The organism is Planosporangium flavigriseum (assembly GCF_011947225.1).
GTDB classification, from domain to species: domain Bacteria; phylum Actinomycetota; class Actinomycetes; order Mycobacteriales; family Micromonosporaceae; genus Planosporangium; species Planosporangium flavigriseum.
In genome coordinates, this window is the sequence record NZ_JAATVW010000014.1 from 22,952 (window position 1) to 44,285 (window position 21,334).

11 protein-coding genes are annotated in these 21,334 nt (G+C 69.5%); 6 read left to right on the forward strand and 5 right to left on the reverse strand.

What is annotated here, in order from left to right:
- The 5 genes from HC028_RS18780 to HC028_RS18800 all read right to left on the reverse strand — a co-directional run bounded on the left by HC028_RS18780 (position 1) and on the right by HC028_RS18800 (position 13,468).
- A complete protein-coding gene (locus tag HC028_RS18780) occupies positions 1 to 3,114 on the reverse strand; it encodes an amidohydrolase family protein (protein WP_168078674.1) in 3,114 nt (1,037 codons plus the stop codon).
- A gap of 168 nt (positions 3,115 to 3,282) precedes the next feature.
- A complete protein-coding gene (locus HC028_RS18785) occupies positions 3,283 to 7,113 on the reverse strand; it encodes a SpoIIE family protein phosphatase (protein ID WP_168078675.1) in 3,831 nt (1,276 codons plus the stop codon).
- Between the two features lie 387 nt (positions 7,114 to 7,500).
- The gene (gene xylA, locus HC028_RS18790; RefSeq protein ID WP_168078676.1) at positions 7,501 to 8,685 is read right to left on the reverse strand and encodes a xylose isomerase; all 1,185 of its coding nucleotides are present in this window, start codon (positions 8,683 to 8,685) and stop codon (positions 7,501 to 7,503) included.
- A gap of 72 nt (positions 8,686 to 8,757) precedes the next feature.
- Positions 8,758 to 12,174: a ThuA domain-containing protein gene (locus HC028_RS18795; protein ID WP_168078677.1), complete on the reverse strand. Its 3,417-nt coding sequence runs from the start codon at positions 12,172 to 12,174 to the stop codon at positions 8,758 to 8,760.
- A 148-nt stretch (positions 12,175 to 12,322) separates the two neighbouring features.
- A complete protein-coding gene (locus tag HC028_RS18800) occupies positions 12,323 to 13,468 on the reverse strand; it encodes a sugar phosphate isomerase/epimerase family protein (protein WP_168078678.1) in 1,146 nt (381 codons plus the stop codon).
- 613 nt (positions 13,469 to 14,081) lie between these two features.
- Here HC028_RS18800 and HC028_RS18805 point away from each other — a divergent pair.
- The 6 genes from HC028_RS18805 to HC028_RS18830 all read left to right on the forward strand — a co-directional run bounded on the left by HC028_RS18805 (position 14,082) and on the right by HC028_RS18830 (position 21,312).
- On the forward strand, positions 14,082 to 15,272 hold the full coding sequence (locus HC028_RS18805) for an ROK family transcriptional regulator (RefSeq protein WP_168078679.1): 1,191 nt from the start codon (positions 14,082 to 14,084) through the stop codon (positions 15,270 to 15,272).
- The gene (locus HC028_RS18810; RefSeq protein ID WP_168078680.1) at positions 15,269 to 16,807 is read left to right on the forward strand and encodes a sugar ABC transporter ATP-binding protein; all 1,539 of its coding nucleotides are present in this window, start codon (positions 15,269 to 15,271) and stop codon (positions 16,805 to 16,807) included. Before HC028_RS18805 ends, HC028_RS18810 begins: the two co-directional genes overlap by 4 nt.
- Positions 16,804 to 17,895: an ABC transporter permease gene (locus HC028_RS18815; RefSeq protein ID WP_168078681.1), complete on the forward strand. Its 1,092-nt coding sequence runs from the start codon at positions 16,804 to 16,806 to the stop codon at positions 17,893 to 17,895. The genes HC028_RS18810 and HC028_RS18815 overlap by 4 nt, the downstream gene beginning before the upstream one ends.
- A 104-nt stretch (positions 17,896 to 17,999) precedes the next feature.
- On the forward strand, positions 18,000 to 19,055 hold the full coding sequence (locus HC028_RS18820) for a substrate-binding domain-containing protein (protein WP_168078682.1): 1,056 nt from the start codon (positions 18,000 to 18,002) through the stop codon (positions 19,053 to 19,055).
- Between the two features lie 48 nt (positions 19,056 to 19,103).
- Positions 19,104 to 20,282: a Gfo/Idh/MocA family protein gene (locus HC028_RS18825; RefSeq protein WP_203981269.1), complete on the forward strand. Its 1,179-nt coding sequence runs from the start codon at positions 19,104 to 19,106 to the stop codon at positions 20,280 to 20,282.
- A 22-nt stretch (positions 20,283 to 20,304) separates the two neighbouring features.
- Positions 20,305 to 21,312, forward strand: a complete 1,008-nt coding sequence (locus HC028_RS18830; RefSeq protein WP_168078684.1) for a sugar phosphate isomerase/epimerase family protein — start codon at positions 20,305 to 20,307, stop codon at positions 21,310 to 21,312.
- Positions 21,313 to 21,334 lie beyond the last annotated feature (22 nt).

Below are 21,334 nucleotides of genomic sequence, written 5' to 3' on the forward strand. Positions count from 1 at the left end.
TCACGCCCCGGCGCAGCAGGAGTGCCTGCTCTCCCGTACGTAGTGCGGGTCGTGCCACCAGTACCCGGCGTTGGCGGGGTGGTCCGGGACCGGCTCGAGGACGGTGGTGGTGACGGCCGCCGCGGTGCGCGTGGCCGTACCGAAGGGCGCGAGAAGTTCGTCCACAGTGTGCAGTTCACCGTTGGCCATCACCTGCCGTACGTTCGCCGCCTGGTTGATGTCCTCCAACGGGTTGCCGGCGAGGACAGCGAGATCGGCGTAACTGCCGGGTCGGATCTGCCCGACGGGTTCGGCGAGGAATTCGCCGGGCACCCGGGTGGCCGTGGTTAGGGCCTCGTAGGGAGTAAGGCCGTACTTCACCATCGCCCGCAGGTTCAGATGGACGCTGATCGCGTTGAACGCGATAGGCGAGTCCGTGCCGGTGATCACCCGGCCGCCACCGCGGATCATCGCGGTGATCTGGGCGACCTGGCGGGCGAGGTTCTCGCGGGCCACGGTCTGGTCGGTGGTCTTCGCCGCCGTGGCGGCGGCCTGGAGCGACGCGTACTCCCACGACGGGTAGAGCGTCGTCACCCGCCGGTCGGTGACCAGCGACGTGTCCTCGCGGAGCAGCGTGTTCGCCCCGAACAGCGTCGGCGCCCGTACCGCCTGGGAGGCGTTGAAGATGTCGATGACATCGCGGTACCCGGTGCCGAGCGCGGTCACCGTTCGGGAGTAGCCGAAGCGGTTCGTCGCACCGATGTGCTCCATGCCGTCGCCGCCGAACGCGAAAGCGGGGTAGTGGTAGTGCGACGTGATGGGAATGCCGCGCCGGTGCGCCCACTCCGTGACCGCGCGCTGCCATTCGGTGGGCAGCCGCACGTACGCCTTCATGAGGTCGTAGTCGAGCGCCCCGGCCCGTTGGAGTTCGAGTGCGAGTTGGTGCTCGTCGAAGGTCGGCCGCATGAAGTTGTAGAAGATGCGGGGGCCGTCGACCGCCTCGCCGGTGGCGAAGTAGCGCGGGGCCACGCGCGCGCCGGACTGGACCGCCTCGCGTGCCTCGACCATGTGGTAGGCGGGGCTTCCGGGGGACCGGGTCGTGGTGACGCCCAGCGACAGCCACAGCCGCCCCTGGCGGTCGCCGTAGCAGTAGCCCTGCATCTCCCGATGGTGGTGCATGTCGATGAGGCCGGGAATGACCACCGAGTCGCCGGCGTCGACGATTCGGCCGGCGCGACTCGGGCGGTGCGGCTCGACTGCGACGATGCGGTGGCCCTCGACCACGATGTCAACGTCGTCGCGCAGCTGGCGGCTGCTGCCGTCCCACATGCGCCCGGCGCGGATGACGGTCCGGCCTCGCGGCTGGGTGTTGGTCCAGGTCAACCGTACGGGGACGGTCTGCGTACGGGTGCCGTCGGCCGATACGAGGCGCAACCGGCCGTTGTTGAGGTAGAGCAGGCGCGTGGAGTCGCCGCTCCAGCTCACCGCGTCGGTGACCTCGTGGGTGAGCTGCCGTGGGGCGCCGGCGAACGTACCGTCGGGGTGGACGTCGACCACCCACAGGACGCTCGCGACGACGAAGGCCATCGTCGTGCCGTCGGGCGACCATACCGGGCCGTCGTCGCCCCGGGTCTGGATCGATCGGCCGGGCAGCGGGTCGATGTAGGTGCCCGCGCCGGTACGCCGGTCGACCAGCAGGATCTTGCTGAGCCCCTCCCGGTAGCGCGCCGAGTACGGCTTGATCGCCGCGAGCGCGATGACGTTGCCGTCGGCCGACCAGGTCGGGCGGCCCGGCTCGAACGTCGCGGTGAAGACCTTCCGGACGTCTCCCGAGGCGACCTCGACGGTGTACAGCGCCCCGGTCTGGTCCAGGAACGCCAGGTGCGAGCCGTCGTGCGACCAGGTGCCGGACACGGCCGCGGCGCCCGGTAGGTGGGTCAACTGGCGATCGGAGCCGGTGCGCAGGTCGCGGAGCCAGATGTCGAGCTTTCCGCCCCGGTCGGTCGAGTAGGACAGGTAGCGGCCGTCCGGCGACCAGGCGGGGTCACACTTCCACCAGTGATCGCGGGTCAGCGGGCGCGACGGCTGGCCGATCCGCATCGTGTAGATGTCGTTGAGCGCGCGGTACGCCACGTGCTTGCCGTCCGGCGACAGCACCGGGCTGCCGATACCCTTGACCTGCTTCGGGATCGCGGAGTCGAAGTCGCGCTGCCGCCTGCGGTACGCCGGCCGGACGACCGTCACCGGCGCGACAAAGCCGATGTTGCGCGCCGCGCCGCCGTCCACGGCGCGGCGGCGGATCGCACCGTCAGCGGTGTAGACGAACTCGTGCGGCGACGGCCACGAGACCCGGAATCCGAACACCTCCTCGCCGATCACCAGCGGCGTGCCGGAGCGCCACAACTCGCTGCGGCCGTCCACGGTGAGGCTGTAGACGAGGTCGTGGGAGTCGGGGGTCCACGCAGGACTGTGGATCACCTGGCCGGCGGGCACGGTAACCGCCGTGCTCCGCGCACCGGTGGCGACCTCCACGACGTCGATGCGGGTGTTGGCGACCACGAACGCGATGCGACTGCCGTCCGGCGACCACGCCGGCTCGTACTCCTCGGCCGGAGTGTCGGTGACCGGGGTGACGGCGCCGCTGACCAGGTCGAGAGTGTGGATGCCATAGCTTCCTGACAGGTCCGACGAGAACACGATCCGCCTGCCGTCGGGGGAGAACCGGGGCTCCCGGTGGTCGTACGGGCCGTGCGTCAACTGGCGCAGCCCTGACCCGTCTGGACGGATCGTCCAGATGTTGAACACGCCGTCGCGGTAGGACTGGAACGTGATGGTGCTGCCGTCCGGAGACCACTCGGGCTGGGCGATGTCGAACAGGTCGCTGGTCAACCGGCGCGCCGGACCGCCGGACGCGGGGAGCACCCACAGCACACCCACGACGTCGATCGCGATCATCCGCCCTTCGGGCGAGACCTGAGCCGCCAGATCCGTACCCTCGCGCAGATCGACCGTCCGGCCGGCGCCAGGAGTCCGAGACGCCGCCTGCGCCGGATCCGCCGTGCCGACCCCGGTCCCCGCGATCGCCGCGGCGCCGGCCACACCCGCCAGCAGGTTCCGCCTTCTGATGCCCGTCATGTGGTCTCCCCAGCTCACCCGTCGAGCATTATCGATGCCACACCTTACGCACGGCGCGTAACTGCCCCGTAGCGGCGAGCGCTCAACGGGCATGGGTGATCGATGAGCGGCCGGTTTCGGTCGTCCAACGGATCGGTCACGCCGAGCGCTGGCGCGGCCCCGACCGGGTCACGCCGTGGACGGCGTGGAGAAGACGCACCAGACGGCCTTACCGTCCTGGGTGGGTCGGGTTCCCCACCGGTTGGCGAGGTGGGCGACGAGCTGGAGGCCGCGCCCGTGTTCGTCTTCGGGGGTGGGGCGCAGCTTGCGGGGCAGGAACGGGGCGGAGTCGTAGACCTCGAGCACGATGTGGGTCGGGGTGCGGCGCATGCGCAGCTCGATGGGGGGCCGGCCGTAGACGATGGCGTTGGTGACGAGTTCGCTGACCAGCAGCACGATCTCGCTGGCACGGGCGTTCGAGACATCCCAGTCGTCGAGCACGCCGGCCGCGAACCGGCGCGCGTCGTGCACGGCGCGCTCTTCGGCGGTGATGTGGCGGATCGCCGATGTGGTCTGTTGCAGCTGGCCGGTCACCTGGGCCAGGAGCACGGCGATGTCGTCGGCGGGGCCGTCGGGCAGCAGGGCTTCGACGAGGGTGCCGGGGACGTCTTCGAGCGGCACGTCGACCTTTGCCAGCTGGGTGACCAGAGCCTCGATTCCGTCCTCGAGGTCGCTGTCGCGCTGTTCGACCAGCCCGTCGGTGTAGAGGGCCAGCAGCGCTCCGGCCGGCAGGTCGATCTGTACCTCGATGAGCGTGTGGGGGCCGGTGCCCAGTGGTGGGCCGGCCGTGCCGGACAGCAGGCGGGCCGGCCCGTCCGGCGTGACGAGCACCGGCGGCAGGTGACCGGCGTTGGCGTAGGTGAGGGTGCCGTGACCGGGGTCGTACACGGCGTACACGCACGTCACGATCTGGTCGTCGCCCAGGTCGCGGACGACCCCGTCGAGGAACTCCAGCACGTCCGCGGGCGGCAGGTCCAGCCGGGCGTACGCGCGCACCGCAGCCCGTAGCTGCCCCATCACCGCGGCCGCGCGCACCCCGCGCCCCATCACGTCGCCCATCACCAGCGCGGTCCGGTCGGCACCTAGTTCGATGACGTCGTACCAGTCGCCGCCGACCTGGGTGCCCTCGACACCGGCCCGGTAGAACGTGGCGACGTCGAGCTGGTCGGGGTCGAAGCGGTGCGCCGGGAGCAGGCTGCGCTGCAGTTCGTCGGCGATGCGGTGCTCGCGCGCCGCGGCCTCCTGCGCGGCGGTCGCGGCGGCGAGGGCCTGTTCGGCGGTGCGCTGCTCGGTGATGTCCTGGATACTTCCGCGCAGCCGGGCCGGGCGGCCGTCGGCGTCGCGGTCGAGTTCGCCGATCGCGCGGTGCAGACGTACGGTCCCGTCGGGGTCGAGGAGCCGTACCTCGAAGTCGAGGGGTTCACCCTGTGCCGCCGCCTCGATCGAGGCCCGGATCCGGTCGGCGTCGTCGGGGTGCACGCGCCGCAGGACGGCTTCGTCGAACCCGCCGCTGCGCAGGTCCTCGGGGCTGAGCTGAAGCTGGCGTACGTACTCGTCGGAGCCGACGATCGCGCCGGTCTCCAGGTCCAGCTCCCAGCTACCCACCGCCGCCAGCCGCTGCGCCTGGTCGAGTAGCTTCCGGCTGCGCTCCAGTTCGTCGCGCGCCCGGCGGGAGCGGTCGAGCTCCAGGTTGGCCCGGATCCGGGCGAGAAGCTCCCGGCCGGAGAACGGCTTGACCAGGTAGTCGTCGGCGCCGGCCTCCAGCCCTTCGACCGTCGCGCCGTCGCCGGCCCGCGCGGAGAGCATCACCACCGGGATGAGAGTGGTCGCCGGCTCCGCCCGCAGCGCGGCCAGCAGCCCGAACCCGTCAAGGTTGGGCATCATCACGTCGGTCAGGACGAGGTCCGGCGGGTTGGCCCGGACGTGCTCCAGGGCGGCCTGGCCGTCCGGCGCGGTGTCGACGCGGTAGTGGTCGACGAGCAGCGAGGCGATGTAGGCCCGCATGTCGGCGTTGTCGTCGACGACCAGCACCCGTGGCCGGTCGTCCAGGGCGGACGCGGCCGTCGCGGCCGCAGTGCGCCCGGTGGCCCGCGACTCCACCGGATCGAGCCAGCGCATCGCCTCGGTGACGAATCGTTCGGCGTGGCGGTTCGCGTCGGCCCCGCCCTCGGTCGCGCGGGAAGCGGGCTGATCGGTGGACGGCCGCCCGGCGTCGCGCCGGATCCGCACGGCGAAGGCGCTGCCTTCGTCCGGGGCGCTCTGTACGGTCGCCGTTCCGCCGTGCAGCCGGGCCAGTTCGGCGACCAGCGCGAGGCCGATGCCCGACCCTTCGTAGGCGCGTGACCGGACACCGGTGACACGGTGGAAGCGTTCGAACACCCGTGCCTGGTTGGCCGGTTCGATCCCGACGCCGGTGTCGATGACGACGAGTTCGACGCCGTCCTCCGTGCGGTCCAGGCGGACGGTGATACCCCCGACGAAGGTGAACTTCAGCGCGTTGGACAGCAGGTTCAGTACGATCTTGGCCCACATGTCCCGGTCGGCGTGGACCGGCTCGGGAAGTGGCGGGCAGTCGACGGTGAGGGTGAGCCCGGCTCGCTCGATCGCGGGGCGGAACGTCTCGGCCAGCTCGGCGGTGTAGCCGGCGAGGTCGAGCGGCTCGTAGCGCGGGCTGGTGGTGCCCGCCTCCAGCCGGGAGAAGTCGAGCAGGGAGTTGACGAGCCCGAGCAGCCGCTGCGCGTTGCGGTGCATGATCTCGACGCGCTCCTGCTGGGCTGGCGGCAGGGGGTTGGCCGGGTCGGCGAGCGCGTCCTCGGCGGGCCCCAGCAGCAGGGTGAGCGGAGTGCGGAACTCGTGGCTGATGTTGGTGAAGAACGTCGTCTTCGCCCGGTCCAGCTCCGCGAGCGCCTCCGCGCGCCGGCGTTCGGCCTCGTACGCGCGGGCGCTGGCGATACCGGCGGCGAGCTGGCCGGCGATCAGGTCGACGAACCCCTGGTAGGCCTCGTCGAAAAGCCGGTACCGGTTGAGGCTGGCCACGAGGAAGCCGTACGGTTCACTGCGGCCCTGCTGGGTCAGTGGTACCAGGCGCGCCTGCGTGGGCGGCTCGCTCCAGGCGCCGGTGGGAAGCGCCCTGAACCGCTCGCCGAGGTCGGTGACGGTGACGGCACGTCCCCGCGCGAGGGTGGCGGCGGGCCAGGGCTGATCGGGCGCGGCAAGGTCGATGACCGCCGGGGCTGCGGGGTGGCCGTCGGAGATGCCCGACGCGCCCGCCAGTCGCGCGGTCGCCATGTCGTCGTCGAACAGGTACAGCAGAGTGAACGGCAGCGACGTCGCGGCGGTGCCGAGATGCCGCTCCGCGGCCGCGAACACCTGCGCCTCCGTCCGGACGGTCGCAAGCTCCGAGCCGAGGTCGCGCAGGATGGCCATCCGGCGTTCGCTGACCACGCGCAGCGTGTCCTCGCTCACCACACACAGCACGCCGGCGATCCGGCCCGCGTCGTCGGTCAGCGGGCTGTAGGAGAAGGTGTGGTAGGTCTCCTCCGCGTACCCGCTGCGCTCGAGGAACAGCATGAGAGCCTCGTCCCAGGTGGCGGTCCCGGCGCCCATCACCGCGTCGATACGCGGGCTGATGTCCGTCCAGATCTCCGCCCACACCTCGCTCAGCGGTCTGCCCAGCGCCCACGGGTACTTCGTGCCCAGGGTGTCGCGACGGTAGGAGTCGTTGCAGAAGAAGGTGAGCTCGGGGCCCCAGCCCATCCACATGGAGAACCGTGAGCTCAGTATGATGCGCAGCGCCGTTTGCAGGCTCTGCGGCCAGGAACCGGGCGGTCCCAGCCGCGTCGATTCCCAGTCCACCGCCAGCAGGTCCGCGCCGACCTGGCCGGACGTGCGAAGCACGTCGTAGATGTCCGAGCCGTCTGCTCCGGTCACCGGAGCGCCGGTCTCGTCGCTGCCAGCCATCCGGCCGCCCCCCTGTCAGTCTGCCGAGCTCCCCGGCAAATTGACCGTCGGGCATGAGCTGCGCGAACAAGCGTACAGGGACTTCGCTGGCCCACTATCGACTGGCGGACACCGCGATCGGGCTGGAAAAACCATGACATTACAGACCAAAGCGAAGCCCCCGCAGACCGTCGACGGTCTGCGGGGGCTCCCCCCGGTGAAGTGATCAGTTGTTGACCTCGGTAGGGGATGGGAAGCAGGTCAGCGAACAGTAAGGGAAGCCACCTGTAATCATCAATATCGATATTCGTGACTCTGTGCCCGCTGCCTGGGCTGGGTTGACCGCAAAGCCGCCGTGCCGGAGGTCCACAGTGGGCCTCCGGCACGGCGGCGTGCTGGGATACCGCGTCAGCGGGCGCCGAGGAGGTGCTCCACGGCGAGCTGGTTGAGGTGTACGGCGCCGAGGCCACGCGCGCCGGCCGCGTCGGGGTCGAAGTCCTCGTACGCGCTGCGGTCGGCGAGCAGGTCGGCGTAGGTCTCCCCGTCGCCCAGCGTCGGCACCGCCAGTTGGCCGACCCGGGCGGCGTCCAGGGCGGCCTGGACCTCGGGGTCGGCGCGGAACGCCGCTGCCCGCTCCTTGAGTAGCAGGTAAGTGCGCATGTTGGCCGCCGCCGAGGCCCAGACGCCGTTGATGTCCTCGGTACGGGCGGGCTTGTAGTCGAAGTGCCGGGGTCCGGTGTAGGCCGGGCCGCCGTCCGCGCCGTGTTCGAGCAGGTCGACCAGGGAGAACGCGTTGAGCAGGTCGCCGTGTCCGAAGACCAGGTCCTGGTCGAACTTGATGCCGCGCTGGCCGTTCAGGTCGAGGTGGAACAGTTTGCCCTGCCACAGCGCCTGGGCGATGCCGGCGGCGTAGTTCAGCCCGGCCATCTGCTCGTGGCCGACCTCGGGGTTGACCCCGACCATCTCGGGGTGCGCGAGCTCGGAGATGAAGGCGAGAGCGTGGCCGACCGTGGGGAGCAGGATGTCGCCCCGCGGCTCGTTGGGCTTGGGCTCGATCGCGAAGCGCAGGCCGTACCCGCGGTCGATGACGTACTGCGCGAGCAGGTCGAGCCCTTCGCGGTAGCGGTCGAGGGCGGCGCGGATGTCCTTGGCGGTGTCTGATTCGGCGCCTTCGCGGCCGCCCCAGAACACGTACGTCTCCGCGCCGAGCCGCGCGGCCAGGTCCAGGTTGCGCATCACCTTGCGCAGGGCGTACCGGCGGACGTCGCGGTCGTTGCTGGTGAACGCGCCATCCTTGAACACCGGGTGGGTGAACAGGTTGGTGGTGACCATCGGCACGACCATGCCGGTCTCGGCCAGGGCCTCGGTGAAACGGGCGATCTGCTTGTCGCGGGCCGCGTCGTCGGAGCCGAACGGGATCAGGTCGTCGTCGTGGAAGGTGATCCCGTACGCGCCGAGCTCGGCCAGCCGGTGCACGGCCTCGACCGGGTCCAGGGCCGGGCGGGTGGCGTCGCCGAACGGGTCTCGCCCCTGCCAGCCGACGGTCCACAGGCCGAATGAGAACTTGTCTTCCTTGCTGGGGTTCACGGTCATGCGTTCCTCTCGGCGTTGGAAAAATGCGGTGCGGGGCCCGCTGCCGGACCCCGCACCCATTACCACTTCTGATTACGGCGTGCCGACGCCGGCGCCGCCGAACTCAGCCCAGTTCAGGTTGAACAGGTTGGCGGTGGGCCCACCCGGGACGGACTTGAACACCAGGTAGAGCCGGTGGGTTCCGCCCGGGTCGGTGATCGGGAACGTCTGGCTAGCGTAGTCGTTGTTCCCGGTCGTGGCATTGATCGTTGCCGTGGTGAGGAGGGGGCCGTCCACTGCGTCGAGGTGCAGCTCGATCGCTCCCCGCGGCGTGCCGGCGGTGGCGGCGGATCCGCCGGACACCCGGAACGTCACGGAGTTCATGTTGAGGAAGTTGACGACCCGGTTGACCGCGACCCAGTCGCCCGAGTCGATGCCATTGCGGTTGTTTCCCCCGCCGGTCGGGTCGGTGGTGACCGCCGTCCCGGTGCCGACCCCGTCGGTGGCGTACTCCAGCTCCTGGCGCTTTGTCTGAATGACGTGCTGGTCGATCGTGGTCAGCGCCGGCTGGCCGTTCGCGCCCTGGTCGGTGTACGTGGCGGTCAGGCCGCCGTACAGGTAACCGCCGCCGTGCGAGGCGCCGTTCGGGTCGGTCTGCCACGTTCCGCTGCACCCTGGCACGGAGCCCTCGTTGTGACCGTGGCTGTCGTGGCCGAAGGTGAAGTTGAACGCGACCTTGTTGCAGTCGATCGTTCCGTCCTCGGGGTCGGTGACGGTGGCCGACCACGCGATCTTGTCACCCCAGTTGAAGAAGCCACCGTCGACCGGCGTGGTGAGCTGCACCGTCGGTGCGGTGTTGCCCACGGTGATCGTCGTGGTGGCGATCGCCGTCTTGCCGCTGGAGTCGGTGACGGTCAGCTTGGCGGTGTAGACGCCGTTGGCGGTGTAGGTGAACGACGGGTTCGCCTCGACCGAGTCGGTCGTGCCGTTGTTGTCGAAGTCCCAGGCGAACTTGATCGAGTCGCCGGGGTCCGGGTCGTTGGATCCGTCGCTGGTGAAGGTGACGGCCAGCGGTGCCTTGCCGCTCGTCGGGGTCGCCGTCAGCTTGGCGATCGGCGAGCGCTGGCCCTTGACGTAGCTGAACTTCACCAGCAGGGCGTCCGGGTTGGGCCGGAAGAACCCGTCGCCGTACGACATGAGGTAGAAGTTTCCGTCCGCGCCCCACTCCATGTCCATCGGCGCGTCGCAGATGAACGGGAGTTTGGTGCGGTCGGCCGACATGTCACCGCAGTTCAACAAGCTGTTGATCTTGAAGATCTGACCCTTCGAGTCGAGCTTGATCTCCTTCAGGGTGTCCCGGGTGAACTCACCGAAGAAGATCGATTTGTCGTAGTAGGCGGGGAACTTCGTCGGGTTGGGATTCTTCGGGTCGTAGTGGTAGGGCGCCGCGCCGTGCGGACCCACCCCACCGGCACCCAGCTCCGGGAAGAGCTGCGGGCAGGCGCCCGGCGTGGCCTGCGTGTACGACGCCGCGCAGGGGGTGCCGAGCGGTGGGTTGGCGTTGTCGCGGTACGAGTACCACATGTCCGGCGCGGTGAGCGGCGGCGTCACCGTCAGGCCGGTGTTGTGCCGCGAGGTGTTCTCCGGGCCGCGGGTGGGGTCGTCGCACGCGAACGGCTGCGGCGGGTCGTCGAGCGGCTTGCTCGCCTTGAAGTCCCACCGGTAGTACGGCAACGTCGGCGACACGCACACCGGCCAGCCGTAGTTCGCCGGCTTGCGGACGATCTCCAGCCGCCCGGTGCCCTGCGGACCGCGGTACTGCTGGGGGGTCTGCGAATCGGGCGAGTAGTCGGTCACGTAGGCGACGTCGTTGGAGTCGAGGTTCAGACGGAACGGGTTACGGAAGCCCATCGCGTAGATCTCCGGGCGGGTGCCCGCGGTCCCGGGCGCGAACAGGTTGCCGGCCGGGACCGTGTACGAGCCGTCGTCGGCCACCTTGATCCGCAGGAGCTTGCCACGCAGGTCGTTGGTGTTGAGCGACGACCGGCGGGCGTCGACGTACGGGGCGTTGTAGCACGGGTCCGGGCAGGACGCGGTCGGATTGACCGTCAGGTCCCCGTTGAACGGCGCGAAGCCGCCGGAGTTGCCGCCGCCGGCCGGCGTGTCGTCGCCGGTGACCATCAGCAGGTTGCCCTTGGAGTCGAACCGGATCTGCCCGGCGACGTGGCAGCACGCGCCGCGGTCCGTGTTCACCTGCAGGATCTTCTGCTCGGACGCGAGGTCCAGGTGCGGGGTCGGGGTCTCCACGAACGTGAACCGCGACAACTGGTTGTAGCCCTTGTACACGTCCCAGGCGTTCGGGTCCGTGCTGCTCGTGGGCGCGTTGGTCATCGGCGTGTTCAGCTTGGGCGCGTAGTAGAGGTACACCCATTTGTTCGTGGCGAAGTTCGGGTCGACCGAGCCGCCGTACAGGCCGTCCTCGTCGTGGGTGTAGACGGGGACGGTGGCGATGATGGACGTGACGCCGGTTGCCGGGTTGTGCAGCCGGACCTCACCGGTACGGGCGGTCTGGATGACCCGGCCGTCGGGCAGCACGTGGAACTCGATCGGCTCACCCAGGTTCGGTGGCGCGGCGATGGTGGTCATCTCGTAGTTGGCGAGGATGGTCGCACCGCAGTCGCCGTTACCCTTGCCGTCGGCCCACTGGATGGCCCCGGCCAGGTGGCGCTGGAAGGACGTGTCCTTGAAGGTCGCCGTGGTGGCGCCGAGGCCGGTGTAGAACGACCGGCCGCCCTTGTAGTCCTTGCACCAGGTGATCGGGTGGTCGAAGCCCATCGTGCCGCCGGTGTACGTGCTCTCGTCGACGGTGGCGAGGACGTGCGAGACCCCACGGACGTTGGTGGTGAAGTTGTAGTACGCGTCGGACAGCTTCCAGTACTCGGGCAGGCTCGCCGAGGCCGGGTGCACCCGGTCGGCGACCTTCATCGTCGCGCTCGTGACGCCGGACTTGCCGGACGCCCGGGTGCCGAGCACGTCGGTGAGGAACTTCCAGTCGGGCTGGGTCTCGATCGCCGAGTGGATGCCGACGAAGCCGCCGCCGTTGGTGAAGTACTCCTCGAACGCGGCCTGCTGGGTGGGGTTGAGGGACGCCGCCGAGGTGTTGAGGAAGACGACGACCCCGTACTTCTTGAGGGTGGTCGGGTTGAACTCGCGGGGGTCGTGGGTGGCCTTGATCTCGAACCTGTTGCGCTCGCCGATCTTCTCGATCGTGCCGATGCCGGTCCTGGTCTGCTCGCTGCGGTCCGAGGTGAACACCAGGACCTTGAAGTGGGAGTCTTCCCTGACCCTTTCCTCGGACCTATCCGACTGGTTCTGTTGCTGCTGGCGCTGCCCGGTCGGAGCCGGCGCGGGCGCCGCCGACGCGGGCTGCGCGGCGATCGCGGCCAGCGGGCTGACCAGAGCGACCAGGGTAAATAGCCTGCTAATCTTGCGTTTGACGGCTCTGTGCATCGGGTCTCCTCCCGCCGCTCGCCGTCGGCGCACCCGCCCCCGGGGTCGATCTGCACCGGACAATGGAGATGCGACCCTGGGGGCAGGCGGACGGCCAGGCGGTTCGTTGTTACGCCGGGGTTTGCGTGGCTAGCCGTGCTTCGTGCTGTTAGTCGTCGGTCTCGCCGTCTTCTCGCTCGTTGCGCCAGCTGGCGATGTTGTTGTAGCTGAGCTGCGCGAACTGCAGCGACTGGCCGGGCGCCGCGGTGCCGCCGGGGGCGTTGTCCTGCTCGTAGTTGGGGTGACGGAAGCCCGGCCTGCCGATCTCCTCGAGGAACTTCTGCAGCGGGACGTCGCCGGTGCCGGCCGGCACCATGGCGTAGCCGTCGGCACGGGTGGTGTCCTTCACCCCGTCCTTGACGTGGAACAGCGGGAAGCGCTTCGAGTGCCGCTTCACCGTCTTGACGGGGTCGAAGGTGCTGGTGCGCGTGGTCCCGTCGGGGGCGGTGTAGGTCTGGTAGCGGTACTGGGCGACGTAACCCCAGAAAATGTCCATTTCGAAGTGGACGAGCTTGGGGTCGGTCAGGCTGAAGAAGTAGTCCAGCGCGCGCAGGCCGGACGACCGGGTGGGCTTTCCGTTGGCGTCCAGCGGCCCCGAGTCCAGCAGGAAGTTGTACTCAGCGTGGTGGTTGTGCTGGTACAGCTTGATCCCACGCTGCCTGGCCAGCTCGCCGAACTGGTTGAATCTGTCGGCGGCGATCTGCCAGTCCTCCTTGTACCGGCTGTTGGTCGGGATGGAGGCGTAGCCGATGTGCGGCAGGCCGAGCGTCTCGGCGATGTCGAGTTGGGCCTTGAATGCGTCCGGGTTGGTGAAGTTGATGGACGCGTGGCTGCCGTTGGCCTTCAACCCGTTGTCGTCGAGCAGCTGGCGGATCTCCGCCGGCGTGATCTGGCGGCCCAGGATGCTCGTGTGCTGGGTGTACCCGGCGAACTCGACCTCCTTGTAGCCCATTCTCGCCAGTTCCTCGAAGACGTAGCGGAAGCCGCCGTCGAGACCCTTGGCCGGGTCCGGAGCGCGGGAGATGACGTCACGGACGGTGTACAGAATGATGCCCCGGCGGGCCGGCAGAACGGTCGGGCCGCCGTGGTGGCCGTTGTCGTCATGGCGGTCGTCGCCCTTCCCGTCCGAGGCGAACGCGGCCGACGGGATCAGCGACATCGCTGCGGCGCCGATCGCCGCGGCGGCCGAGGCGCCGAGTAACCGGCGCCGGTTCAGGCGCGAGGGTGCGCATACGTCCTGGTTTTCCGTACCCATTACTCCTCCTTCTCTGCGGGGCGCAGAGGTTGTTGTTGGGGGCCGCAGCCCGTGTTACGGACGACGCCGGGCGCGCGGTATCGACACCCGACGCCGACGGTCGTGGGTGGGTATGGGAATTCGTCCGCCCGGAGATGATCTATCCGGGCGGATGGTCGAGCGGGAGGGCCGTCAGGTTAGGCGGGTGCCGCGGGAACTGACGGCGGGCGGGTTCGCCGGTGCGAGGTGGGTGCCCTTCATGGCGCCTCCCGGATACTCGGGGGACAGAGCAACGTGCCGGGTTGACGGAGAGTAAGCAGCTCAAACGCTCGGTCAACCCTTAAGGCCGGAAGGCTATAGGTGATCGATGTTCAAAGCTAGACGCCTTTCGAAAAATCTTCCGTTCGTGTCGACAAAAGTCCTCCGTGCCTGCGTAGCGAACCGCTGGCGGTCGGCGCCTCGGCGTCGCGGCCCGGCTGGGCCGTCGCGGTGACGGTGCGTCAGGCGGCTGCGGACAGGGGACTTCCGTCGAACTAAGCAAAAGTTTGTAATCGACGGGGTGAATGTCTTTACGAGTCGATCAGAACTCGATTAGCCTCTCGCCCCAAGCGCCGTTCTCCCATGGAGGTCATGAATGGCAGCTCCAGATCAAGTCACGGACCCGGTCGGGTCGCGGTTGCTGCGGCGGCTGCGCGACTCCGGCCCGCTGTCCCGGGCTGAACTCGCCAGCGGGCTGGAAGTGCCGCGGGCCCGACTCCTGTCCGAACTGGACTCGCTGCTGGCCGCCGGCCTCGTGCAGGAGGCCGGTCCGGCGGAGTCGCGCGGTGGACGCCGATCCACACTGGTGGAGCTCAACCGTGACCTGCGGTTCGCCGCGGTGGACCTGGGCGCCCGATCCATCGACGTGGAGATCACCGATGGTCGGCTCGAGCCGATCGCGGTGCACTCCGAGCCGGCCGACATCCGCTCGGGCCCGAAGGTGATCCTGCACCGGGTCAGCGAGATCCTGGCCAAGTTCAAGGTGGACGGTGCCTACGACCGGCTCCAGGCGATCGGTATCGGGATACCGGGCCCCGTCAGCTTCCGCGACGGTGTGCCGGTCTCGCCACCGATCATGCCCGGATGGGACCGGTTCCCGGTACGTGAGGTGCTCGGCCGGGAGCACGGCTGTCCGGTCGTGGTCGACAACGACGTCAACATCATGGCGATCGGGGAGCGGTACGGGGGCGTCGCCCGGATGACGGACAACCTGCTGTTCGTGAAGATCGGTACGGGTATCGGCTGCGGCATCTACGTGGGCGGTCAGGTGTACCGGGGTACCGACGGCTGCGCCGGCGACATCGGCCACATCCAGGTCGAGGACGACGGCCCGGTCTGCAGTTGCGGCAACATCGGCTGCCTGGAGGCGTACTTCGGTGGGGGCGCGCTGGGCCGCGACGCGCTGGCGGCCGCGCGCAGCGGTCAGTCCCCGGCCCTGGCCGAGCGGCTGTCCAACAGCGGCGCGCTGACCGCCGCGGACGTCGCCGCCGGCGCCGCGGAGGGTGACGCCACGTGTGTCCAGCTGATCCGCGACGGCGGCCGGCGGGTCGGCACCGTGCTCGCCGGCCTGGTGAGCTTCATCAACCCTTCGATGATCGTTATCGGCGGCGGGCTCGCGGGCCTCGGTCACCTGCTGCTCGCCGAGATCCGGAGCGTGGTCTACCGCCGCTCGCTTCCGCTGGCCACCGGCAACCTGCCGATCGTCATGTCGGAGCTCGGCGCGCGCGCCGGCGTGGTCGGTGCGGCCGTCCTCGCCAGCGATCTCGCGTACGGACAGCCGTCATGACCGCGCAGGACCCGGTCGTGCTGCGGCTGGCCGGCATCGTCAAGACGTTCCCGGGCGTACGCGCTCTCGACGGGGTGGAGCTGGAGGTACGGGCCGGCGAGGTGCACTGCCTGCTCGGCCAGAACGGCGCCGGCAAGTCCACTTTGATCAAGGTGTTGGCCGGGGTGCACCGGCCGGACGCCGGTGAGATCGTCTGGCAGGGCGAGCCGACCTCGTTCAGCAATCCGCAGGCGGCGACGAAGGCCGGCATCGCGACCATCTATCAGGAGCTCGACCTCGTCGAGGACCTGACGGTGGCGGAGAACGTGTTCCTCGGCCACGAGCCGCGTACCGGCGGCTTCGTCCAGCGTGGACGGATGCGCCGCTCCACGCGGGAGATCCTCGGTCGGCTGGGGCACGCGGAGATCCCGGTGGGCCGGGCGGTGGGCAAGTTGCCGGCGGCGGCCAAGCAGATCGTCAGCATGGGCCGGGCGCTGTCCTACGACGCGCGTCTGATCATCATGGACGAGCCGAGCGCCGTGCTCGCCCACGACGAGGTCGCCAACCTGTTCCGGGTGATCCGCGACTTGACCGCACAGGGCATCGCGGTCATCTACATCTCCCATCGGATGGAGGAGATCCGCGAGATCGGCGACCGGGTGACCGTGCTCAAGGACGGTCGCACCTCGGCGGTCAACCTCCCGGCCCGCACCACCCCCACCGCCGAACTGGTCAGCCGGATGACCGGCCGCTCGATCGAGTACGTCTTCCCGGACCGGCCGGCGCCGGCCGCCGACCGCCCATCCGCCCCGCTGCTGAAGGTCGAGGGGTTGACCCGGCACGGGGAGTTCACCGACATCTCCCTGACGGTCGGCGCCGGGGAGATCGTGGGCATCGCGGGGCTGGTCGGCTCCGGGCGCTCGGAGTTGCTCGAGACCATCTACGGCGCCCGCCGGGCACACGCCGGCCAGGTACGGGTCGACGGCCGGTCGCTGCCCGCCGGCCAGGTTGGCGCCGCCGTACGCGCCGGCGTCGGCATGGCGCCGGAGGAGCGCAAGAGCCAGGCGCTCGTCCTGGACGAGCCGATCTACCGCAACGTCACGCTGGCCTCGTTCGGAAAGTACGCGACCGGCGGGTTCACCAACGCCGACCGGGAACGCAAGGCGGCCGAGAAGGTCGCCGACGCGCTCGCGCTGCACCCCCGCGACGTACGCCGGCCGGTCCGGACGCTGTCGGGCGGTAACCAGCAGAAGGTGGTGCTGGGCCGTTGGCTGCTGGGCCAGGGCACCAAGCTGCTGCTGCTCGACGAGCCGACCCGCGGCGTGGACATCGGCGCCCGGGCCGAGTTGTACCAGGTCATTCGCGCGCTGGCCGACGATGGCATGGGCGTGCTGTTGGTCTCCAGCGAGGTGCCCGAGGTGCTGGGACTGGCCGACCGCGTCCTGGTGATGCGCGAGGGCCATCTGATCCACGAGGCGCCGGCCGCGCAACTTGATGAGGAAACCGTACTCGACCTCGTCATGGCGGGGTCGCTGCTGGAGGTGACGGCGCCATGACCGAGCCGGGGAATGCCGTGGCGGAGGCAGGAGGGACCCCGCCACATACGACGACCGCCCCCGCGGACGCGAGACCGCCCCGGCCGGGCAAGGCCCGCGGTGGTTGGTGGGGCGGTGACGCGAGCGAACCGGTACGGCGCAACCTGGGCCTCGTCGGCGTGCTGGTGCTGCTGTACCTGATCGGGGTCTTCTCCCGGCCGGACATCTTCGCCAGCGGCGCTCGCCTGTGGAGCAACGAGTTGACCGTGCTCACCCAGGCGGCGAGCATCGGCGTGATCACGATCGGCATGACGTTCGTGATGATCAGCGGCGGCATCGACCTCTCGGTCGGCGCGCTGCTGGCGCTGGCCAGCGTGTGGTCGACCACGGTCGCGACGCAGAGCTACGGCCCCGGGGTCATGATCTTCACGGCCCTGGCGGTGGGCACCGTCGCCGGCGCGGTGAACGGCATCCTCATCGCGTACGGCCGGATGGTGCCGTTCATCGCGACGATGGCCCTGATGGTCGCGGCGCGCGGCCTGTCGCAGAAGATCTCGGGCAAGCTGACCCAGATCTCCAAGGTCGACACCATCAACAAGATCGCTGAGACCAAGGTGCTGGGCATCCCGCTGCTCGTCATCATCTTCGGCGCCGTGGCGGCGGCCGGCTGGATCCTGCTCAACCGCACCACCTTCGGCCGGCGCACGGTCGCGATCGGTGGCAATCCCGAAGCCGCCCGACTGGCCGGGATCAACCTCCGTCGTCACCAGGTGCTGCTGTACGCGCTGTCCGGACTGTGCTGCGGTATCGCCGCCATCATGGTCACCTCGCTGTCCAACGCCGGCTCCTCCGACCACGGAAACCTCTACGAACTCCAGGCCATCGCGGCCGCCATCATCGGCGGTACGTCCCTGGCCGGTGGCCGCGGCACCATCGTCGGCTCGGTGCTCGGCGTGCTCGTCTTCACGCAGATCACCAACCTGTTCATCGTCAACAACCTTCAGCTGGAGTTCCAGCTGATCGCCCAGGGCGCCATCATCGTCGGCGCCGTGCTCATCCAGCAGTTCCGGGTCGCCGCGCTGCGGCGGCCGGCGCCTCCCGGCGCCTGAACAGCCCACGTATCCCCTTCCACACACCCACAGCGCGCCAGGCCTGCGCCCACCACGGACGCAGGTGTAGATCAACGCACCCTTTTTCGACCAGGAGGTCGTCAATGAGCAGAACCCCGGGTGACCTGTCCCGCCGACGCTTACTCATGGGCGGGGCCGCCCTCAGCGCCGGCACCCTGCTGGCCGCCTGCACCTCCAACGCGGAGCCGAAGACCAGCGACGCCGGCCAGACCAAGACGGGCAGCGGCGACAACGCGGCGCCGGGCAAGACGGTGACGATCGGCTTCTCCGCCCCCTCCGCCGACCACGGCTGGATCCGGGCCATCACCGACAACGCCAAGAAGCAGGCGGCGCTCTACTCCGACGTCAAGTTCACCCAGGTGGACGCCGGCAAGGACGCCCCCGCCCAGGTCGCTGCGCTGCAGACGCTGATCCAGCAGAAGCCCGACGCGATCGTGCTGCTGCCGCAGGACGGCGCCCAGCTGACCGCCGCGGGCAAGGCCGCGATGCAGGCCGGGATCCCGGTGATCAACCTCGACCGGGAGTTCTCCGACGCCGGGGCGTCCCGGCTGCTCATCAAGGGCGACAACTACGGCATGGGCTACGCCGCCGGTCTGTACATCGGCAACAAGCTCAAGGGCAAGTCCGACGCGGTCATCGCCGAGATCGCCGGCATCGACAGCCTGCCGCTGACCCAGGACCGTTCGAAGGGCTTCAAGGACGCTCTCGCCACCTTCAACCTGCGGGTCACCAACCGGGTCGCGGCGCAGTTCACCGTGCAGTCGGGCCAGGACGTCACGGCCAACCTGCTGCAGGCCGCTTCGAAGATCGACGCGATCTGGAACCACGACGACGACCAGGGCGTGGGCGTGCTGGCAGCGATCAAGCAGGCCAGCCGCAAGGAGTTCTTCATGGTCGGCGGCGCCGGATCGCTCGACGTCATGGAGCACATCAAGGCCGGCGACACGCCGCTGGAGGCCACGGTCACCTACCCGCCGAGCATGGCCTCCTCGGCCATCGCGCTGGCCCGGCTGATCGCCCAGGGCAAGGGCCTCTCCGACCTGGTGGAGCTCCAGGTGCCCAAGCAGATCGTGCTCGCCTCCGAGACGATCACCAAGGAGAACGTCGACAAGTACCTGCCACTCGGATTCAGGTCCTAACCCACGGGGGGAGTTCCGCCAGTGTCCACACAGGAACTGCGGGTCGGTATGGTCGGTTACGCCTTCATGGGTGCCGCGCACTCACAGGCGTGGCGCACCGTGAATCGCGTATTCGACCTGCCGCTTCGCGCACGCATGGTGGCGATTGCCGGTCGCGACACCAGTAAGGTCGCCGCTGCGGCGACCCGGCTCGGCTGGGACGAGTCGGTGACCGACTGGCGTGAGCTGATCGCGCGGGACGACATCGATCTCGTCGATGTCTGCACGCCGGGCGACAGCCACTGTGAGATCGCCGTCGCGGCGCTGCGGGCCGGCAAGCACGTCCTGTGCGAGAAACCGCTGGCCAACTCGGTCGAGGAGGCCCGTACCATGACCGCTACGGCGGCCCGCGCCCGGATCGACGGGGTTCGCGCCATGGTCGGGTTCAACTACCGCCGGGTGCCGGCCGTCGCCTACCTGCGTGAGCTCGTGGCGAACGGCCGGCTCGGCGCGATCCGGCACGTGCGCGCCGTCTATCTCCAGGACTGGATCACCGACCCACAGTTCCCGCTGGTCTGGCGACTCCAACGGGACAAGGCCGGATCCGGTGCGCTCGGTGACATCGGCGCGCACATCGTCGATCTCACGCAGTACGTCACCGGCGAGCTCATCACCGGGGTCAGCGGGTTGACCGAGACATTCATCCGGGAGCGGCCGTTGCCAGCCGAGGCGAGCGGTCTGTCCGCCTCGGCCGGCAACGGCGCGACGCCGGCGACCGGACCGGTGACCGTCGACGACGCGGCGCTCTTCATCGCGCGACTGTCCGGTGGCGGGCTCGCGTCGTACGAGGCGACCCGCTTCGCGACCGGGCGCAAGAACGGGCTGCGGGTCGAGGTGAACGGCTCACTCGGGTCGGCCGTCTTCGACCTGGAGCGGCTCAACGAGTTGGAGTTCTACGACGCCACCGTGCCGGGGCCGCAGCAGGGTTTCTCCCGGATCCTGGTCACCGAGGGCGACCACCCGTACCTGTCGGCCTGGTGGCCGCCGGGGCACATCATCGGCTACGAGCACTCCTTCACCCATCAGATTCGCGACCTCATCGAGGCAGTCGCGGTGGGCGCGGATCCCTCGCCCTCCTTCGAGGAAGCGCTGCAGGTCCAGTTGGTGCTCGACGCCGTCGAGCGAAGTGCGGGGGCCGGTTCCGGCTGGGTTCCGGTCGCCGCGCCCACCGTCCAGGCACTGGCGTGAGCCGGTCGAACAGGAGGACATGATGGCGCGACCGATCACATTGTTCACCGGGCAGTGGGCCGACCTGCCGTTCGAGGAGGTCTGCCGGCTCGCCGCGGAGTGGGGGTACGACGGCCTGGAGATCGCCTGCTGGGGCGACCACTTCGAGGTCGACAAGGCGCTGGCCGACGAGTCCTACCTGGACCGCAAACGGCAGACGCTGGCCAAGTACAACCTGGGGGTCTGGGCGATCTCCAACCACCTGGTCGGGCAGGCGGTCTGCGACCACCCGATCGACCAGCGGCACCAGGGCATCCTGCCCGCGCGCATCTGGGGCGACGGGCAGGCGGAGGGCGTACGCCAGCGGGCCGCCGAGGAGATGAAGAACACCGCGCGGGCCGCGGCCAAGCTCGGCGTGTCCACGGTCGTCGGGTTCACCGGATCCTCGATCTGGCACACGGTGGCCATGTTCCCGCCCGTGCCGCAGCAGATGATCGAGGACGGGTACCAGGACTTCGCCGACCGGTGGAACCCGATCCTCGACGTCTTCGATGAGGTCGGTGTGCGCTTCGCGCACGAGGTGCACCCCAGCGAGATCGCGTACGACTACTGGACCGCCAAGCGCACCCTCGAGGCGATCGGGCACCGCCCGGCGTTCGGCCTCAACTGGGACCCGTCGCACTTCGTCTGGCAGGAGCTCGACCCGGTCAACTTCCTGTTCGACTTCGCCGACCGCATCTACCACGTCGACTGCAAGGACGCGAAGGTACGGACCGGCGACGGCCGGCGCGGGCGGCTCTCCTCCCACCTGCCCTGGGCAGATCTGCGCCGCGGTTGGGACTTCATCTCCACCGGCCACGGCGACGTGCCCTGGGAGGACTGCTTCCGGGCGCTCAACGCGATCGGCTACGACGGCCCGATCTCGATCGAGTGGGAGGACGCCGGGATGGACCGGCTCATCGGCGCGCCGGAAGCGCTGTCGTTCGTGCGCGGGCTCGCGTTCGACCCGCCGTCGGCCGCGTTCGACGCGGCGTTCGCCAGCAAGGACTGACCCGGCACAGGTGGGGAGCGAG